This is a genomic window from Ottowia beijingensis (assembly GCF_042680925.1).
GTDB classification, from domain to species: Bacteria; Pseudomonadota; Gammaproteobacteria; order Burkholderiales; family Burkholderiaceae_C; genus Ottowia; species Ottowia beijingensis.
Genome location: NZ_JBHUEP010000007.1, coordinates 198,011 through 213,318, shown reverse-complemented (window position 1 = coordinate 213,318; position 15,308 = coordinate 198,011). Strand labels below are relative to the sequence as shown.

Sequence of the window (15,308 nt, the reverse complement as noted above, 5' to 3'; positions counted from 1 at the left end):
GCCTGCAGGTCAGGCGCGCCACGGGCTGCATGCCGGCCGTCTCGGCCAGCAGGCCCAGCTCCTCCAGGTCATGGTCGAAGTTGGGCGCGCCAAGATCCACCCCCACGAGGACTGCGGCGGTACGTTCGGGGGCGGCGGGGTTGGGCAACGTGGGAATGAAGGTCGATCCAGCGGGCGTTGTTTGCTACACGATCAGTAGCTGCTCACGCCAGCTGGATGCCGACTACAGCTTATTTGGCTTCGGGTTCCGGCGCGTCGGAGCCGGTGGAGAAATTCACCGCGCGGCCAGGCACGATGGTGGAGATGGCATGTTTGTAGACCATCTGCGTGACCGTGTTGCGCAGCAGCACGACGTACTGGTCGAAGGATTCGATCTGGCCCTGGAGCTTGATGCCGTTGACCAGGTAGATGGACACCGGGATGTGCTCACGGCGCAGGGTGTTCAGGAACGGGTCTTGTAGGAGTTGCCCTTTGTTGCTCACGATATTCTCCGTGTTCGGTGAATGTTGGAAGGGGATGGAACTTAACACATGGGGGTGGCGCGCCCCATGTCAAGGTCACGAAAAGGGCCGATAAGGGCCGCTTTGGCGAATCCGGCCTATACACGAGGCCGGCGGGAAGGCCTTACGACTCCTTGTCGGCGTAAGGGTTCCGCGCCGTCTTCATTTCCACCCGCAGCGGCGTGCCGGTCAGCTCGAACGCCTTGCGGAAGCGCCCTTCCAGATAGCGCTTGTAGGCGTCGGTCACGCCCTCCAGCGAGTTGCCATGCACCACGATGACCGGCGGGTTCATGCCGCCCTGGTGCGCGTAGCGCAATTTGGGCCGGTACATGCCGGTGCGCTTGGGTGCCTGGAACTGCACCGCCTCCTGCAGCAGGCGGGTGAGCTGGGGCGTCGGCATCTTGCGCATGGCCGCCTGGTGCGCCTTGGCGATCGAGCCCCACAGCGGGCCCAGCCCTTGGCGCTTGATGGCCGAGATGAAGTGCAGCTCGGCAAACTTCAGGAAGGCCAGGCGCGATTCGATGGAACGCTGCACCAGCTCGCGCTGGTAGGCGTCCACCGCGTCCCACTTGTTCACCGCCAGCACCACGGCGCGGCCGGCGTCGAGGATGAAGCCGGCGATGTGCGCGTCCTGCTCGGTCACGCCCTGCGTGGCGTCCAGCAGCAGCAGCACGACGTTGGCCGATTCGATGGCCTGCAGCGTCTTGACGACGGAGAACTTCTCGATCGCCTCGAACACCTTGCCCTTGCGGCGCAGACCGGCGGTGTCGATCAACTCGAATTTCTTGCCGGCGCGCTCGAACGGCACGCTGATGGCGTCGCGCGTGGTGCCGGGCATGTCGAACGCGACCAGGCGCTCCTCGCCCAGCCAGGTGTTGATGAGGGTGGACTTGCCCACGTTGGGCCGCCCCGCCACGGCCAGGCGGATGGGCGCGTCAGGATCGGGCTCGGCGTCTTCCTCGGGCTCGGGCAGGTCCAGTGCGTCCAGCGCGGCCTCGAGCATGCTGCGCACGCCCTGGCCGTGCGCAGCCGACACCGGCAGCACCTCGCCCAGGCCCAGCTCGTAGAACTCGGCCAGCTGCGCGCCCTCGCGCATGCCCTCGGCCTTGTTGGCCACCAGCAGACAGGGCTTGCCCAGGCGCCGCAGGTAATCGGCGATGTCGTGGTCCTGCGCCGACAGGCCGGCACGCGCGTCGACCACGAAGATGACCACGTCCGCCTCGGCCACGGCCTGGCGGGTCTGCTTGGCCATCTCCTTGAAGATGCCGGACTCGGCCGTGGGCTCGAAGCCGCCGGTGTCGATGACGATGTATTCGCGCTTGCCCAGGTGGCCCTGGCCGTAGTGGCGGTCGCGCGTCAGCCCGGCAAAGTCGGCCACGATGGCATCGCGGCTCTTGGTCAGCCGGTTGAACAGCGTGGATTTGCCCACGTTGGGGCGGCCCACCAGGGCGATAACGGGTTTCATGGCGACGGTTCGCGAGGGGGAGGCAGGCGCCGCGCGGCGGTCGGGTCAGACCGGCCTGCGCCAATGGCGTTGAAGCTGCAATAGTACGGGCTCGGCGGCCATCACAGGTACGCCGGATTTGCTTCAACAAAATGATAGCTGCTTGCGCTTGTTACAAGCCGATTTCAGGCACTTTCATACCTGAAATCCTTGTATACCAAGCGCAAGCAGCTATTTTTATTGAATCAAAGTCACTCAGGCACGAAGCCGTACACGCCACCGCTGCGCGTGACCACCACCAGCGTGTTGCCCGCCACCACCGGCGTGGCGGCGATGCCCGAGCCATCGGTGGCCAGGCGGTTCAGCGGGCTGCCGTCCTCGCGCGACAGCATGTGCACCAGGCCGGTGCTGTCGCCCACGATGACGGAGCGGCCCAGCACCAGCGGGCCGGTGAGCTGGCGCCATTGCAGGGCATCGGTGGCCCAGGCGCGGTCGCCGGTTTCGGCGCGCCAGGCCAGCACGCGGCCGTCGGATTCGGTGCCGAACAGGCGCTGGCCGTCACCGGCCAGGCCAGTGGCACCACTGGCGGGCTTGGTCCACTTCAGGTTGCCGCTGGCGGTGTCGACGCAGCCCACGGCGGTCTGGAACGAGCGCGCACACAGCACGTCGCCGTCGCGGCTCACGCCGCCCACCAGATCGATCAGACGCTCCACGTCGTTGGTGCCGCGGGCCGAGGCCAGCGGGGCCTCCCAGCGCACTGTGCCGGTGTCGGGGTCGACGCCCACCAGCCGCCCCGCCATGCCCGCCACCAGCGTGTTGCCCACGGCCTGCAGCATGCCGGCCTGGCGCAGCACCAGCGGCTCGGCCGGGCGGTCCAGGTGCCACAGGCGCGCACCGTTGCGGCCATCGAAGGCGCTCAGCGAACGGTCGGCGCCCAGCACGAACACGCGGCCGCCGGCCACCAGCGGCGCGGTGTAGCTCTGCGTGGCCAGCTTGTGGCGCCATAGCTCGCGCCCGCCTTCCAGCGCCACCACGCGGTTGTCGCGCGTCACCACGGCGCTCACGCGGCCATCGCTGCCGACACCGGCCGACAGCGGCGCGCCGGCGCTGGCGCGCCCGGTTTCGCGGCCGCTGGCGGCATCCAGCGTGACGATGGTGCCGTCGGTGCCCGCCAGCGTGACCTGCTGGCCGAGCACGTTGACCTGCAGCGGAAAGCCCACGGCGGGCAGGCGCGCCGTCCAGGCCTGGCGCACGCCGACCAGCGCCGCATTGGGCGGCAGCTCGGCCGGCTTGGGCCGCGCGGAACCGCCGGCACAACCGGCCAGCACGGCGGCGGCACACAGGCTCAGGCCCCAGGCGGCCCAGCGGCGGCGGGCGGGTGCGGCCGTCATGACGCGGCTCCGGCCTTGGCGCCGGCATCGGGGTCGATGCCCAGCGCGTTCAGCTTCATGCCGACCAGGCGGCGGTAGTCGCCGCTTTCGGCCGTCAGGCCCTGGTAGGCCTTGCCGAACTCGGCGGCAGCCTGCTCGCGCTGGCCCTGCAGCAGCAGCACGTCGCCACGGCGGTCGGCCACCAGCGCGGTGTATGGCGCCGGAAAGCTGCCGGACAGCGTCTTCAGCGCGTCGTCGTAGGCTTTCTCGCCGATCTGCACCGAGGCCAGGCGCAGCCGTGCCACGGCGCGCAGGCCGTCGTTGGGTGCCTTGTCGGCCACCGCTGCCAGCGCGGCCTTGGCCTCGGCCGGCTTGCCTTTCTCGGCCAGCACCTTGGCGCTCAGCAGGCCGGCGTGCGCGGCGTAGGTGGTGCCGCCGTACTTGTCCTTCATGTCGGCCAGGGCGCGCTCCACGCGCGCCACGTCGCCCGCCTGCGCGGCGCGGTCGACCTCGTCGTACAGCACCGAGGCCAGGCCCGCCTGGCGGCGCTCCCAGTACTGCCAGCCGTTCCAGGCGGCGTAGGCGCCCAGCACGGCGATGAGCACCCAGGTGATCAGGTTGCCCCACTGGTTCCAGAAGTGTTTGAGCGCGTCGAGCTGTTCCTGCTCTTCAAGGTCGAGATGCGTGGCCATGCGTGGTGAATTCCGTAACTTCGTGCTTAATCGGTCGATTTTAGGATGTCAGACCAGAGCGCCGGCTCGGCCAGCGATTGGCGCGTCTGCGCCCCGGCGCCGTCGCGCAGCGCCTTCACCGTCACCTGCCCCTCGGCCAGTTCGTCGGCGCCGAAGATCAGGGCAAAGCGCGCCCCCGAGGCGTCGGCCTTCTTGAACTGGCTCTTCATGCTGCCCATGCCCTCGCCCCCTTGCCCGGATGCGGCGTGCATCTGCACCGCCACGCCCAGCGCGCGCAGCTGGTGCAGGCAGCGCATCACCTGCGGCAGCGCGGCGGCGTCGGGGATGACGGCGTAGGCATCGGGCACCGGGTCGAGCGTGTGCACGCCCTCCTCCTTCAGCAGTTCCAGCACGCGCTCCACGCCCAGCGCCCAGCCCACGGCCGGCGCCGGCTTGCCGCCGATCTGCTCGATCAGGTAGTCATACCGCCCACCGCCGCAGATGGTGCCCTGCGCACCCAGGCTGTCGGTGATGAACTCGAACACCGTGAGGTTGTAGTAGTCGAGGCCCCGCACCAGCCGCGGGTTGATGCGCCATTCGACGCCGTTGGCCGCCAGGATGGCCTGCACGGCGGCGAAGTGCGCGCGCGACTTTTCGCCCAGGTGGTCGATCAGCTTGGGCGCGCCTTCCACCAGCGCCTGCATGGCGGGGTTCTTGGTGTCCAGGATGCGCAGCGGGTTGCTGTGCAGGCGGCGCTTGGCGTCCTCGTCCAGCTGGTCTGCGTGCGCCTCGAAGTAGGCGATCAGCGCCGCGCGGTGCTCGCGCCGCTCGTCGGGCTGGCCGAGGCTGTTCAGCTCCAGCCGCCAGTTCTGGATGCCCAGCTCGCGCCACAGCGCCACGGCCAGCAGGATCAGCTCGGCATCCACCTCGGGCCCGCCGAAGCCCAGCGCCTCGGCGCCCACCTGGTGAAACTGGCGGTAGCGCCCGCGCTGCGGCCGCTCGCGCCGGAACATGGGACCCATGTAGTACAGGCGCTTGCCGCCGTCGTACAGCAGGTTGTGTTCAGCCACCGCACGCACCACGCCGGCGGTCGACTCGGGCCGCAGGCTCAGGTGCTCGGCATGGCCATGCTGGTCGGCGCGGTCCTGGAAGGAATACATCTCCTTTTCCACCACATCCGTCACCTCGCCCAGCCCGCGCGTGAACAGCTGCGTGTGCTCCATGATCGGCGTGCGGATGTTGCGGTAGGCGTGCGCGGCCATCACGCGGCGCACCACCTCTTCCAGCCATTCCCAGCGCGCCGATTCGGGCGGCAGGATGTCGTTCATGCCCTTGATGGCGTTGATTTGCTTGGACATTTTTGTTGAGATATCTGTTCTTTGATGATGGACAGGATTCAAACCGCCGGACGCAGAGGACGCAAAGGTTTCGCAGAAGTCGCGAAGGAAAACCAAAAAAACATCTTTTGGGTATTTTTTTTTGCGTCCTCTGCGTGGTTTCTGCGTCCTCTGCGTATGGATGTTCGGCAGTTCAGCCAATCACACCCCAAAGCGCTGTTCGATGTAGCGCTCGACGATGGCGTGGAACTCCTGCGCGATGTGCTCGCCGCGCAGCGTCATGGCCTTCTGCCCGTCGATGAACACGGGCGCAGCCGGCGCCTCGCCGGTGCCGGGCAGGCTGATGCCGATGTCGGCGTGCTTGCTCTCGCCCGGGCCGTTGACGATGCAGCCCATCACGGCCACCTTCAGGCCCTCGACGCCCGGGTACTTGCTGCGCCACACCGGCATCTGCGCGCGCAGGTGGTCGTCGATCTGCTTGGCCAGTTCCTGGAAGGTAGTGCTGGTGGTGCGCCCGCAGCCGGGGCAGGCGGTGACGCTGGGCACGAACACGCGCAGGCCGAGCGCCTGCAGGATTTCGGAGGCGACCACCACCTCCTGCGTGCGCGGCTCGCCGGGCTGCGGCGTGAGGCTGACGCGGATGGTGTCGCCGATGCCCTCCTGCAGCAGGATGGACAGCGCGGCAGCCGAGGCCACCGTGCCCTTGGTGCCCATGCCGGCCTCGGTCAGGCCCAGGTGCAGCGGATAGTCGCAGCGGCGCGCCAGTTCGCGGTACACCGCGATCAGGTCCTGCACGCCGCTGACCTTGCAGCTCAGGATCACCTGCTCCGGCGCCATGCCCAGTTCCACCGCCTGTTCGGCCGAGCCGATGGCGGACTGGATCAGCGCCTCGTACATCACCTGGCGCGCCTCCCACGGCTGGGCGCGCTGCGCGTTCTCGTCCATCAGGCCGGCCAGCAGGTCCTGGTCCAGGCTGCCCCAGTTGACGCCGATGCGCACCGGCTTGTCCCACTTCAGGGCGGCCTCGATCATCTGGCCGAACTGCACGTCCTTCTTGGCGCCCTTGCCCACGTTGCCGGGGTTGATGCGGTACTTCGACAGCGCCTGCGCGCAACCCGGAAATTCGGTCAGCAGCCGGTGGCCGTTGTAGTGGAAGTCTCCGATCAGCGGCACGTCGACGCCCATGCGGTCGAGCTGCTCGCGGATGTAGGGCACCTGCGCCGCCGCTTCGGGCGTGTTGACGGTGATGCGCACCATCTCCGAGCCGGCAATGGCGAGTTCCTTGCACTGGATGGCGGTGCCGATGGCATCCACCGTGTCGGTGTTGGTCATCGACTGCACGCGCACCGGCGCATCACCACCCACGGTGACCACGCGCGAGCCCCACACCACGCGACCCTGGCGCGAGCGGCGCGCGGCGGGCGCAGCGACAGCGATGGGCTCTTGAACTTCAGGCTTCATCGGTTTCTCCGAAACAGCACACCCGCACCCTGTTGACTCAGGGCTGCGCAGCAAGCCCTTTCAAACGGCCGCGGAGCAGGCCATGCGCGAACGCCGACGCCGGGGTCCCCCCGGCGTCCAGCGTTGTCCCCCCCAGGGGGAAGGCGCCGCAGGCGACTCAGGGGGAGCGTCATTTGATCTGGAAGCGGGAAACGGTGGTCTTGCTCAGGCTGCGGTGGTCGAACGGCTCGCCGCGCACGGTCACGTCCACTGCGTCCTTGCGTCCGATGGTGACGGACAGGGGCACCTCGCCGCTCAGGCCCAGGGCTTCGCCGGCGGCCAGCGCACGGTTGATGAGCTGCTTGCCCGCCGCATCGCGCACCGTCAGCCAGGTCTCGGCCTTGGCGGCGAAATGGATCAGGTCGTCACCCACGGCCGTGGCAGCGGCTGCTGCCGAAGCCGGCGCTGCCGGCGCGGGCTGCGGCACCACCTGCTCGGCCGATGCGGCGCCGGCCGGCATCTCGGCCGGGGCCAGCGGTTCGGCCGGCGGCGCGACCGCCGGCTCGACGCTCTCGCGCACCGTGCCGTCGCCCGCGGGCACCGTGGCCGGCGGCGCACCCAGCTGGATCGGCAGCGTGGGCAGAAAGTACAGCGCCGCCGCGCCCAGCAGCAAACCCACCACCGCGATGAGCAGGGGCTTGGAGAAGGTGCTGGCCAGCACGGGCGCCGGCCGGTCGCCGGTGCGGCGGAAGGGCTGGTTCAGGCTCTGCCCAGCGGGGCGCAGGCCGGGCGCGGACACGGGCATGCGCTCGAGCACCGGCGCCGGGTCGGTGCCGAAGGCTCGGCAGATGGCCGAGGCCAGGCCGCGGGCGAAGGTCACGTCGGGCAGCAGGTCGAGCCGGTCGTTCTCCAGCGCTTCAAGCTTCTGCGGCGACACCTTCATGGCGCTGGCCAGCAGCATCGGGTCGACACCCGCCGATTCGCGCAGCTGGCGCAGCATCTGGCCGGCCGATGCCGGCGGCACGGCACCGTCGGCAGGCGCCAGCGGTGCGGGCTGCGTGCCGGGCGCGGCCACCGTGCTGTCGTGAAACCCGGAGGTGCGCTCACTCATCGAAAGCCCCCCGTTCATAGGACAGCAGCTCGCGCGATTGCGGGAAGCGGCGGCGCAGCTGCGAGGCCAACTGCTCCATGGCCTGGCGGTTGTTCATGCGGCGCTCCACCTTGATGCCCAGCCACAGCGATTCGGCGTTGGCCAGGTCGGAGTTGTTCAGGCGGCGAATGTAGAACTGCGCGCGGTTGTAGTCGCCGCGGTTGTACAGCAGCTGCGACAGGTTGAACGCCGTCACGGGGTTGCCGGCGTCCAGCTCGTAGGAGTGCATCAGTGTCTTCTCGGCGCCGGCGGTGTCGCCGGCACGCGCCTGGCACACGCCCTGCGCCATCAGGGTCTTGGCGCGGTCCTGGTAGGTGGGCACGGCGACGGCGCGCTGGAAGGCCTGCGTGGCGTCGTCGTAGCGCCCGGCCTGGCAGTGCAGCCAGCCCAGGTTGTGCATGGCGTTACCGTCGCGCGGGTTGAGGGCGATGGCGCGCTGGAAGTTGGAGATGGCCAGCGCGTTGTCGCCCAGCGCCATGTAGATCAGCCCGCCCAGGTTGTAGGCGTCGGGGTAGTTCGGGTCGGCCTGCAGGGCGCGCTTCTGCTCGTCCAGCGCCACCATGTGCTGGCCGTTCTCGTAATAGCCCGCCGCCAGCGCCAGGCGCGTGCGGGCGCGCTTGCGGGCGTCGGATTCGTCGGAGGCGGTCTGCAACTCGGGCGGGATGTCGCCGCCGGGCTGCGTGGCGCAGCCGCCCGCCAGCGCCGCCAGGCCGGCCCAGGCCAGGGCCAGCAGCCAGCGACGGGACGGCATGGCCGGGCGGAATGGATGAATGTTCATGGAACAACCTTTCTCTGCGCCGCCGTGGCCGGCGGGGTCGGCACCTGGTGCAGCACGATGGTGCGCTGTCTGGCGATGCGGTCCTGCACGCGGGTGCGGTCCTGCACGTCGCCGGCCAGCTGGCCGCAGGCGGCGTCGATGTCGTCGCCGCGCGTCTTGCGCACGGTGGTGACGATGCCCGCATCGTTCAGCAGCTTGCCGAAGGCCAGCACGCGCGCCATCGGCGAGCGCGTGAGGCCCGATTGCGGGAACGGGTTGAAGGGAATCAGGTTGAACTTGGCGCGCAGGCCGTCGGCGCCGTGCCGGCGCATCAGGGCGATCAGCGCCTGGGCGTGCTCGGGCTGGTCGTTGACGCCGTCGAGCATGCAGTATTCAAAGGTGATGAAGTCGCGCGGCGCCGCGGCCAAGTAGGCGGTGCAGGTGCGCAGCAGTTCATCGATGGGGTATTTGCGGTTGAGCGGCACCAGGTGGCTGCGCAACTCGTCGGTGGGTGCGTGCAGCGACACCGCCAGCGCCACCGGACAGTCGCGCGCCAGGCGCTCGATCATCGGCACCACGCCCGAGGTGGACACCGTGACGCGGCGGCGCGACAGGCCGTAGCCATGGTCGTCCAGCATGGTGCGCAGCGCGGGCACCAGGCGATCATAATTTTGTAGCGGCTCGCCCATGCCCATCATCACCACGTTGGAGATGACACGCTCTTCGGTCTTCAGGTGCCGGCGCAGGAAGTGCTCGGCAAACCACAGCTGCGCCACGATCTCGGCCGTGGTCAGGTTGCGGCTGAAGCCCTGGTGGCCGGTGGAGCAGAAGCGGCAGCCCACCGCGCAGCCCGCTTGCGATGACACGCACAGCGTGCCGCGATCATCCTCTGGAATGAACACGCCTTCGATGGCGTTGCCACCACCGACGTCGAACAGCCACTTGATGGTGCCGTCGGCCGATTCGTGCTGGCTGATGACGGGCAGCGCGGTGACCTGCGCCTTGCCGGCCAGCTTCTCGCGCAGCGACTTGGCCAGATCGCTCATCTGGCTGAAATCGGCCACGCCGCGCTGGTGAATCCAGCGGAACAGCTGGGTGGCGCGAAAGCGCTTTTCACCCAGCGTTTCGCAATAGGCGGCCAGGCCTTCCAGGTCGAAGTCGAGCAGGTTGACGGGGGTCGTCATGCTGCGTCAGGCCGCCTTTCGATGGCCTTATCGGCTGTAGATGGCCAAGCCGGGGAAGAAGAACGCCACTTCGACAGCGGCCGTCTCGGGCGCGTCGGAGCCGTGCACGGCGTTGGCGTCGATGCTGTCGGCGAAGTCGGCGCGGATGGTGCCCTTGTCGGCCTTCTTGGGGTCGGTGGCGCCCATCAGCTCGCGGTTCTTGGCGATGGCGCCCTCGCCTTCCAGCACCTGGATCATCACCGGGCCGGAGACCATGAAGTCCACCAAGTCCTTGAAGAAGGGACGCTCCTTGTGCACGGCGTAGAACTGCTCGGCCTCGCGCTGCGACAGGTGCTGCATGCGGGCAGCGATGACCTTCAGGCCGGCGGCCTCGAAACGGGCGTAGATCTGGCCGATGACGTTCTTGGCGACGGCGTCGGGCTTGATGATGGAAAGGGTGCGTTCGGTAGCCATGTTGAGGATGTTTTCCTGTGGTTTCGGGAATCGGTGTTTGCCCGCCTGGGCAAAGCCCTTCATTCTAACCAGCGGGCCGTGACGACGCCGCGGCCGGGGCGGGTTGCACTGCACGGCGGCGGGGCCATGAACGGCGCCTGAGCCAGGGTTGGCCGCACCCCGCCATCATCAATAACCATAGCTGCTTGCGCTGGTTATAAAACGATTTCAGATAGAAAACTATCTGAAATCGTTTCAATACGTGCGCAAGCAGCTATCAAAACCATACTAACCGCGCCGCCCGCCACCGCCACGCCGGCCACCGCCACCACCGCCCGGCTTGCCCCGGCCCTGCGCGCGCTGGCGCTGAAAGCTGTCGGCACCGATGTAGCCCTGCGAGGTTTTCAGCGGATCGGGCTGGTTGCCACCACCGGCACCGCCGCCCTGCCCGCCGCCACCGCTGCGGCGGCGCGGGCCGCCGGCAAAGGGGCGCGGCGCATCGTCCTGCGGGCGGCCGCCGGCGACGTTGGGGCGCGGGCCGCTGCCCCGGCCGCGGTCGCTGCGGGCGCGGCGCGGCTGATCCTGCGGCTTTGGACGCGGCTCGGGCGCGCCGCGGATGACGCGCTCGGGCGTGCCCGAGGCCTCGCCCAGCGCGCGGATGTCGCGCTCGCCCAGTTCCATCCACATGCCGCGGCGCAGGCCGCGTGGCAGCATCATGGCGCCGTAGCGGATGCGGATCAGCCGGCTGACGGCGTGGCCCACCGATTCGATCATGCGGCGCACCTCGCGGTTGCGCCCTTCGCTGATGGTCACGCGGTACCACTGGTTGGCGCCTTCGCCGGTGCCCTCTTCCTTGATCGAGCCGAACTGCGCCATGCCGTCGTCCAGCGGCACGCCGTCCAGCAGGCGCTGCTTTTCTTCATCGCTCAAGGCGCCCAGCACGCGCACGGCGTATTCGCGCTCCAGGCCGAAGCGCGGGTGCATCAGCCGGTTGGCCAGCTCGCCCGAGTTGGTGAACAGCAGCAGGCCCTCGGTGTTCAGGTCGAGCCGGCCGACGTTCTGCCACTTGCCCTGCCCCGGCTGCAGGCGCGGCAGCTTGCGGAACACGGTGGGGCGGTTCTGCGGGTCGTCGTGCGTCACCACCTCGCCCACCGGCTTGTGGTAGGCCAGCACGCGCGCCGGCGGCGGGGCGATGCGCAGCTTGACCGGCCGGCCGTTGATCTTGACCGTGTCGCCGAACTGGATGCGCTGGCCGATGTGCGCCGGCTGGTTGTTGACGCTGATGCGGCCTTCCAGGATCAGCTGCTCCATCTCCAGCCGCGAGCCCAGGCCGGCCTGCGCCAGCACCTTGTGCAGCTTCGGCTGCTCGGGCTGCGGCAGCAGCACGCGCTTCGGAAGAGCGGCGGGTGCGTCGGCCTCGGCGTCGAAGCGGCCAGAGACGACGTCGTCGAACGCGACGGGTTGCTCGGGGGCTTCGGGGCGGGCGGGCTTCTCAGTCGGCTGGGCAGCGGCTTCAACGGGTGATGAGGCATCGGCAGCGCTGACGGCACTCTCGGGCGTTTCTGCAGGCGTTGCCTCCGACACAGGCGCGGCCTCGACGGGTGGCGCGGCTGTCACTTCTTCAGCCACCTCGGGCGACGACGCTGGAGCTTCGTTTTCAGTAGCGCCCGGCGCTTGATCCACGGGCGCTGGAGCCACTTTTTTCCTAGAACGCGTCGTCTTCGGATTGATCGCTTCCGGCTCAGCGGCAGGCGCTTCAGTTGCTTCGTTTTCAATAGTTTCCGGCGCTTGATCCACGGGCGCTGGAGCCATTTTTTTCTTCGCCCGTGCAGGACGGGGCGTGGGTGCTGCGTCAGGCGCCGGCGGGGTCAACTCGTTCGGCTCGTCGGGATTCATGGCTGCTCTTCGTCGGTGGAAGGAGGGGCGTCGTCGGACGGCGTTTCGGGGTGGTCGGCGGGAGTGGGCAGATCGTCAGGCGACGGCAGATCGGTGTCGACCTCGGGCATGGCATCGGCTGCGGTGTGGGCATCCGGTTCAGGTGCGGGCTCTGGCTCGCGCTCCAGCTCCGGCGGCGCGTCCAGGCCATCGGCCACGGGGGGCGCTTCGACAGCGGTCACTGCTTCGCCGTCGGGCAGCACCGGCCCGGCCGCGAACTCCGGTTCATCTGGCACGCCATCCGTGAACACCGTCTCGGCGGCGTGGGCGGCGTGGGCTGCGAGGGCAGCTTCGGCGACCACGGGTTCCGCTGTTTCGGCCGCTTCGGGCGCCTGCGCCATCTCAGCATCCGCATCGGCAGCAGGCGACTCGGCGCCCACGTCTGCGGCCGCCTCGCCCTCAACCCCCAGCGCGTCGAACATGCTGGCCGCCTGCTCGCTGGGCGATTCCAGCATCGGCAACTGGTCCAGCGATTCCAGCCCCAGATCGTCCAGGAACTGGCGCGTGGTGGCGTAAAGGCCGGGCCGGCCCACGGTCTCGCGGTGGCCGATCACCTCGACCCAGCCGCGGTCCTCCAGCTGCTTGATGAGCTGCGAGTTGACGGTGACGCCGCGGATGTCCTCGATGTCGCCGCGCGTCACCGGCTGGCGGTAGGCGATGATGGCCAGCGTCTCCAACGTGGCGCGGGTGTACTTGGGCGGTTTCTCGGGGTGCAGGCGGTCGAGGTATTCGCGCATCTCGGGCCGGCTCTGAAAGCGCCAGCCGCTGGCCACCTGCACCAGCTCGACGCCGCGCTGCGCCCAGTCGTCCTGCAGCTCCAGCAGCAGGTTCTTCAGGGTGTCGGGGCCGACCTGGTCGTCGAACAGCACGCGGAACTCGCGCAGCGGCATGGGCTGCTGCGCGCAGATCAGGGCGGTTTCAAGGATGCGCTTGGCGTCCACTGAATTCACGGTGACGGGCTCTGTGTGGGGGCACGCGGGTGTGTCGCGTGCGGGTTCAGGATGGCGTGGAAGGCGGGCCGCTCACGCGGCGTCGGCAGCGAAACGGCGCGGCGCCGAACGGTGCGATTCGTATCGCCGTGGCGCCAGTCACGTGGCTGTGTCGTCTGCGGGCATTGTAAGGCCGCAGGCCGCCAGCGCCGCCGCCAGGTCAGCCGGCAGCGGCGCGCTGAAATCAAGCGCCTGGCCGGTGATGGGGTGCGCGAACGCCAGCCGCCGCGCATGCAGCGCCTGCCGCGCCAGCCCCGCCGCGGGCGCGCCGCCGTACAGCGCATCGGCCACCAGCGGATGGCCCAGGTGGGCCAGGTGCACGCGGATCTGGTGCGTGCGGCCCGTGCGCAGCAGGCAGCGCAGCAGGCAGAACGGCTCCGCGTTCTGCAGCAGCGTGAACAGCGTCTGCGCCGGCTTGCCGGCGTTCCGCTCCAGGTCGACCACGGCCATGCGCAGGCGGTTGCGCGGGTCGCGGCCGATGGGCGCGTCGACTTCGCGCTGCGCCGGGCCACTCCACGGCCGGTGCGCCAGCGCCAGGTATTCGCGCCGCACCTCGCGCGCGGCGATGCGCGCCACCAGCGCGTCCATGGCCGGGCGCGAGCGGGCGACGACCATCAGCCCGCTGGTGTCCTTGTCCAGGCGGTGCACGATGCCGGCGCGCGGCAGCTGCCGGGCCTTGTCGTCGCGCGCCAACAGGCCGTTGAGCAGCGTGCCGCTCCAGTGGCCCGGTGCTGGGTGCACCACCAGGCCGGCGGGCTTGTCGATGACGGCCAGGTGCTCGTCCTCGTACACCACGGCCAGCGGCATGGCCTGCGGCACGAAAGCCTGGCTCATGGGCGTGGGGCGCAGTTCGATAACAACCTGATCGGCCGCGCGCACCTTGTGGGCCGGTTTGGTGATGGCGCGGCCGTTGACCTGCGCTGCGCCGCCTTCGACCAACTGGCTCAGGTAGTTGCGCGAGAACTCGGGCACCAGCGCTGCCAGCGTGCGGTCCAGCCGGTCGCCATGGTGCGTGGCGGGCACCGCCAGCGTGCGCGATTCGGAGGCCGAGGCCTCGTCGGCGAGTTCGTCGTCCACCTCGGCCGCCCCGGCGCCGGGCCCCTTCGCCAGAGGGGGCGTCGATATAATGGACCGAGCTTGATTCAAGAGGTTTGCCACTGATGCAACGTGCCCGATTATCGGCTGCCAGCGCCGCAGTTCTGACACTGGCCGCGCTGCTGTCAGCCTGCTCCACCAAGCCCGTCGACAAGACCGCCGGCTGGAGCCCCAACCGCATCCACGCCGAAGCCAAGGACGAACTCAATTCCGGCGCCTGGGACAAGGCCATCCCGCTGTACGAGACGCTGGAAGGCCGCGCCGCCGGCACGCCGCTGGCGCAGCAGGCGCAGCTGGACAAGGCCTACGCGCAGTTCAAGGACGGCCAGAAGGCCGAGGCCATCGCCACGCTCGACCGCTTCATGCGCCTGCACCCAGCCAGCCCGGCGATTGACTACGCGCTGTACATGAAGGGCGTGATCAACTTCAACGACGAGCTGGGGCTATTCGCCTTCCTGTCGCGGCAGGACTTGTCCGAGCGCGACCAGAAGGCCGCCAAGGAAGCCTTCGAGTCGTTCAACGAACTGGTCACGCGCTTCCCCGATTCGCGCTACACGCCCGATGCCCGCGCGCGCATGCGCTACACCGTGAATGCGCTGGCGCAGTACGAGGTGCACGTGGCGCGCTACTACTACCAGCGCGGTGCCTACGTGGCCGCCGTCAACCGCGCGCAGCAGGCCATTGCCGACTACCGCGACGCGCCGGCGCTGGAAGAAGCGCTCTACATCCTGACCCAGGCCTACGACAAGCTGGGCATGAACGATCTGCGCGACGACAGCAAGCGCGTGCTGGACCAGAACTACCCCAACAGCGTGTACCTGACGCGCGGCTTCCGCGGACCGGACAAGCCGTGGTGGCAGATCTGGTGACAACCCCCTGAGCGGCTGACGCCGCTTCCCCCTTCTCTCGCTGCGCTGCGCTTCGCGGGAAGGGGGACACAGCCGGTGCGCGGCACAGGTCCGCGCACGGCTGTCGCTGGCGTGGCCTGCTCCGCGGCCGTTCGA

The 15,308-nt window shown here is 69.1% G+C and carries 14 protein-coding genes and 1 pseudogene; 1 reads left to right on the top strand and 14 read right to left on the bottom strand.

Features of this window, described 5'->3' with window-relative positions:
* The 14 genes and pseudogenes from ACFSCU_RS10415 to ACFSCU_RS10350 all read right to left on the bottom strand — a co-directional run.
* Positions 1-148, bottom strand: a pseudogene (locus ACFSCU_RS10415) (GTPase HflX); the annotation flags it as partial.
* Between the two features lie 82 nt (positions 149-230).
* Positions 231-482: an RNA chaperone Hfq gene (hfq, locus tag ACFSCU_RS10410; protein ID WP_308645876.1), complete on the bottom strand. Its 252-nt coding sequence runs from the start codon at positions 480-482 to the stop codon at positions 231-233.
* A 142-nt stretch (positions 483-624) separates the two neighbouring features.
* Positions 625-1,965, bottom strand: coding sequence for a ribosome biogenesis GTPase Der (gene der, locus ACFSCU_RS10405; RefSeq protein ID WP_180551175.1), 1,341 nt, complete (start codon positions 1,963-1,965; stop codon positions 625-627).
* A gap of 230 nt (positions 1,966-2,195) precedes the next feature.
* The gene (gene bamB, locus ACFSCU_RS10400; protein ID WP_180551174.1) at positions 2,196-3,335 is read right to left on the bottom strand and encodes an outer membrane protein assembly factor BamB; all 1,140 of its coding nucleotides are present in this window, start codon (positions 3,333-3,335) and stop codon (positions 2,196-2,198) included.
* The gene (locus ACFSCU_RS10395) at positions 3,332-4,006 is read right to left on the bottom strand and encodes a YfgM family protein (RefSeq protein WP_180551173.1); all 675 of its coding nucleotides are present in this window, start codon (positions 4,004-4,006) and stop codon (positions 3,332-3,334) included. Before ACFSCU_RS10395 ends, bamB begins: the two co-directional genes overlap by 4 nt.
* Before the next feature lie 26 nt (positions 4,007-4,032).
* A complete protein-coding gene (hisS, locus tag ACFSCU_RS10390; RefSeq protein WP_377560624.1) occupies positions 4,033-5,343 on the bottom strand; it encodes a histidine--tRNA ligase in 1,311 nt (436 codons plus the stop codon).
* A 180-nt stretch (positions 5,344-5,523) separates the two neighbouring features.
* Positions 5,524-6,783 (bottom strand): flavodoxin-dependent (E)-4-hydroxy-3-methylbut-2-enyl-diphosphate synthase, encoded by a 1,260-nt coding sequence (gene ispG / locus ACFSCU_RS10385; protein WP_180551172.1) that lies wholly within the window; start codon positions 6,781-6,783, stop codon positions 5,524-5,526.
* A 169-nt stretch (positions 6,784-6,952) separates the two neighbouring features.
* Complete coding sequence (locus ACFSCU_RS10380) at positions 6,953-7,873, bottom strand: helix-turn-helix domain-containing protein (protein ID WP_333707829.1); 921 nt, start codon at positions 7,871-7,873, stop codon at positions 6,953-6,955.
* Entirely contained in the window at positions 7,866-8,690 is an 825-nt protein-coding gene (gene pilW / locus ACFSCU_RS10375) for a type IV pilus biogenesis/stability protein PilW (protein WP_377560623.1), read from the bottom strand. The genes ACFSCU_RS10380 and pilW overlap by 8 nt, the downstream gene beginning before the upstream one ends.
* Positions 8,687-9,853 (bottom strand): dual-specificity RNA methyltransferase RlmN, encoded by a 1,167-nt coding sequence (rlmN, locus tag ACFSCU_RS10370; RefSeq protein WP_377560621.1) that lies wholly within the window; start codon positions 9,851-9,853, stop codon positions 8,687-8,689. The genes pilW and rlmN overlap by 4 nt, the downstream gene beginning before the upstream one ends.
* Positions 9,854-9,880: 27 nt before the next feature.
* Positions 9,881-10,306 (bottom strand): nucleoside-diphosphate kinase, encoded by a 426-nt coding sequence (ndk, locus tag ACFSCU_RS10365; protein WP_180551170.1) that lies wholly within the window; start codon positions 10,304-10,306, stop codon positions 9,881-9,883.
* Between the two features lie 267 nt (positions 10,307-10,573).
* The gene (locus tag ACFSCU_RS10360; protein WP_377560620.1) at positions 10,574-12,181 is read right to left on the bottom strand and encodes a pseudouridine synthase; all 1,608 of its coding nucleotides are present in this window, start codon (positions 12,179-12,181) and stop codon (positions 10,574-10,576) included.
* Positions 12,178-13,170 carry an SMC-Scp complex subunit ScpB gene (gene scpB, locus ACFSCU_RS10355; RefSeq protein ID WP_377560619.1) on the bottom strand — a complete coding sequence of 331 codons (993 nt, stop codon included), beginning with the start codon at positions 13,168-13,170 and terminating at the stop codon, positions 12,178-12,180. The genes ACFSCU_RS10360 and scpB overlap by 4 nt, the downstream gene beginning before the upstream one ends.
* A 138-nt stretch (positions 13,171-13,308) precedes the next feature.
* The gene (locus ACFSCU_RS10350) at positions 13,309-14,319 is read right to left on the bottom strand and encodes an RluA family pseudouridine synthase (RefSeq protein ID WP_373368347.1); all 1,011 of its coding nucleotides are present in this window, start codon (positions 14,317-14,319) and stop codon (positions 13,309-13,311) included.
* 50 nt (positions 14,320-14,369) lie between these two features.
* Between ACFSCU_RS10350 and ACFSCU_RS10345 the strand changes: the two genes are divergently transcribed.
* Entirely contained in the window at positions 14,370-15,173 is an 804-nt protein-coding gene (locus tag ACFSCU_RS10345) for an outer membrane protein assembly factor BamD (RefSeq protein ID WP_180551167.1), read from the top strand.
* The last annotated feature ends 135 nt before the right edge of the window (positions 15,174-15,308 follow it).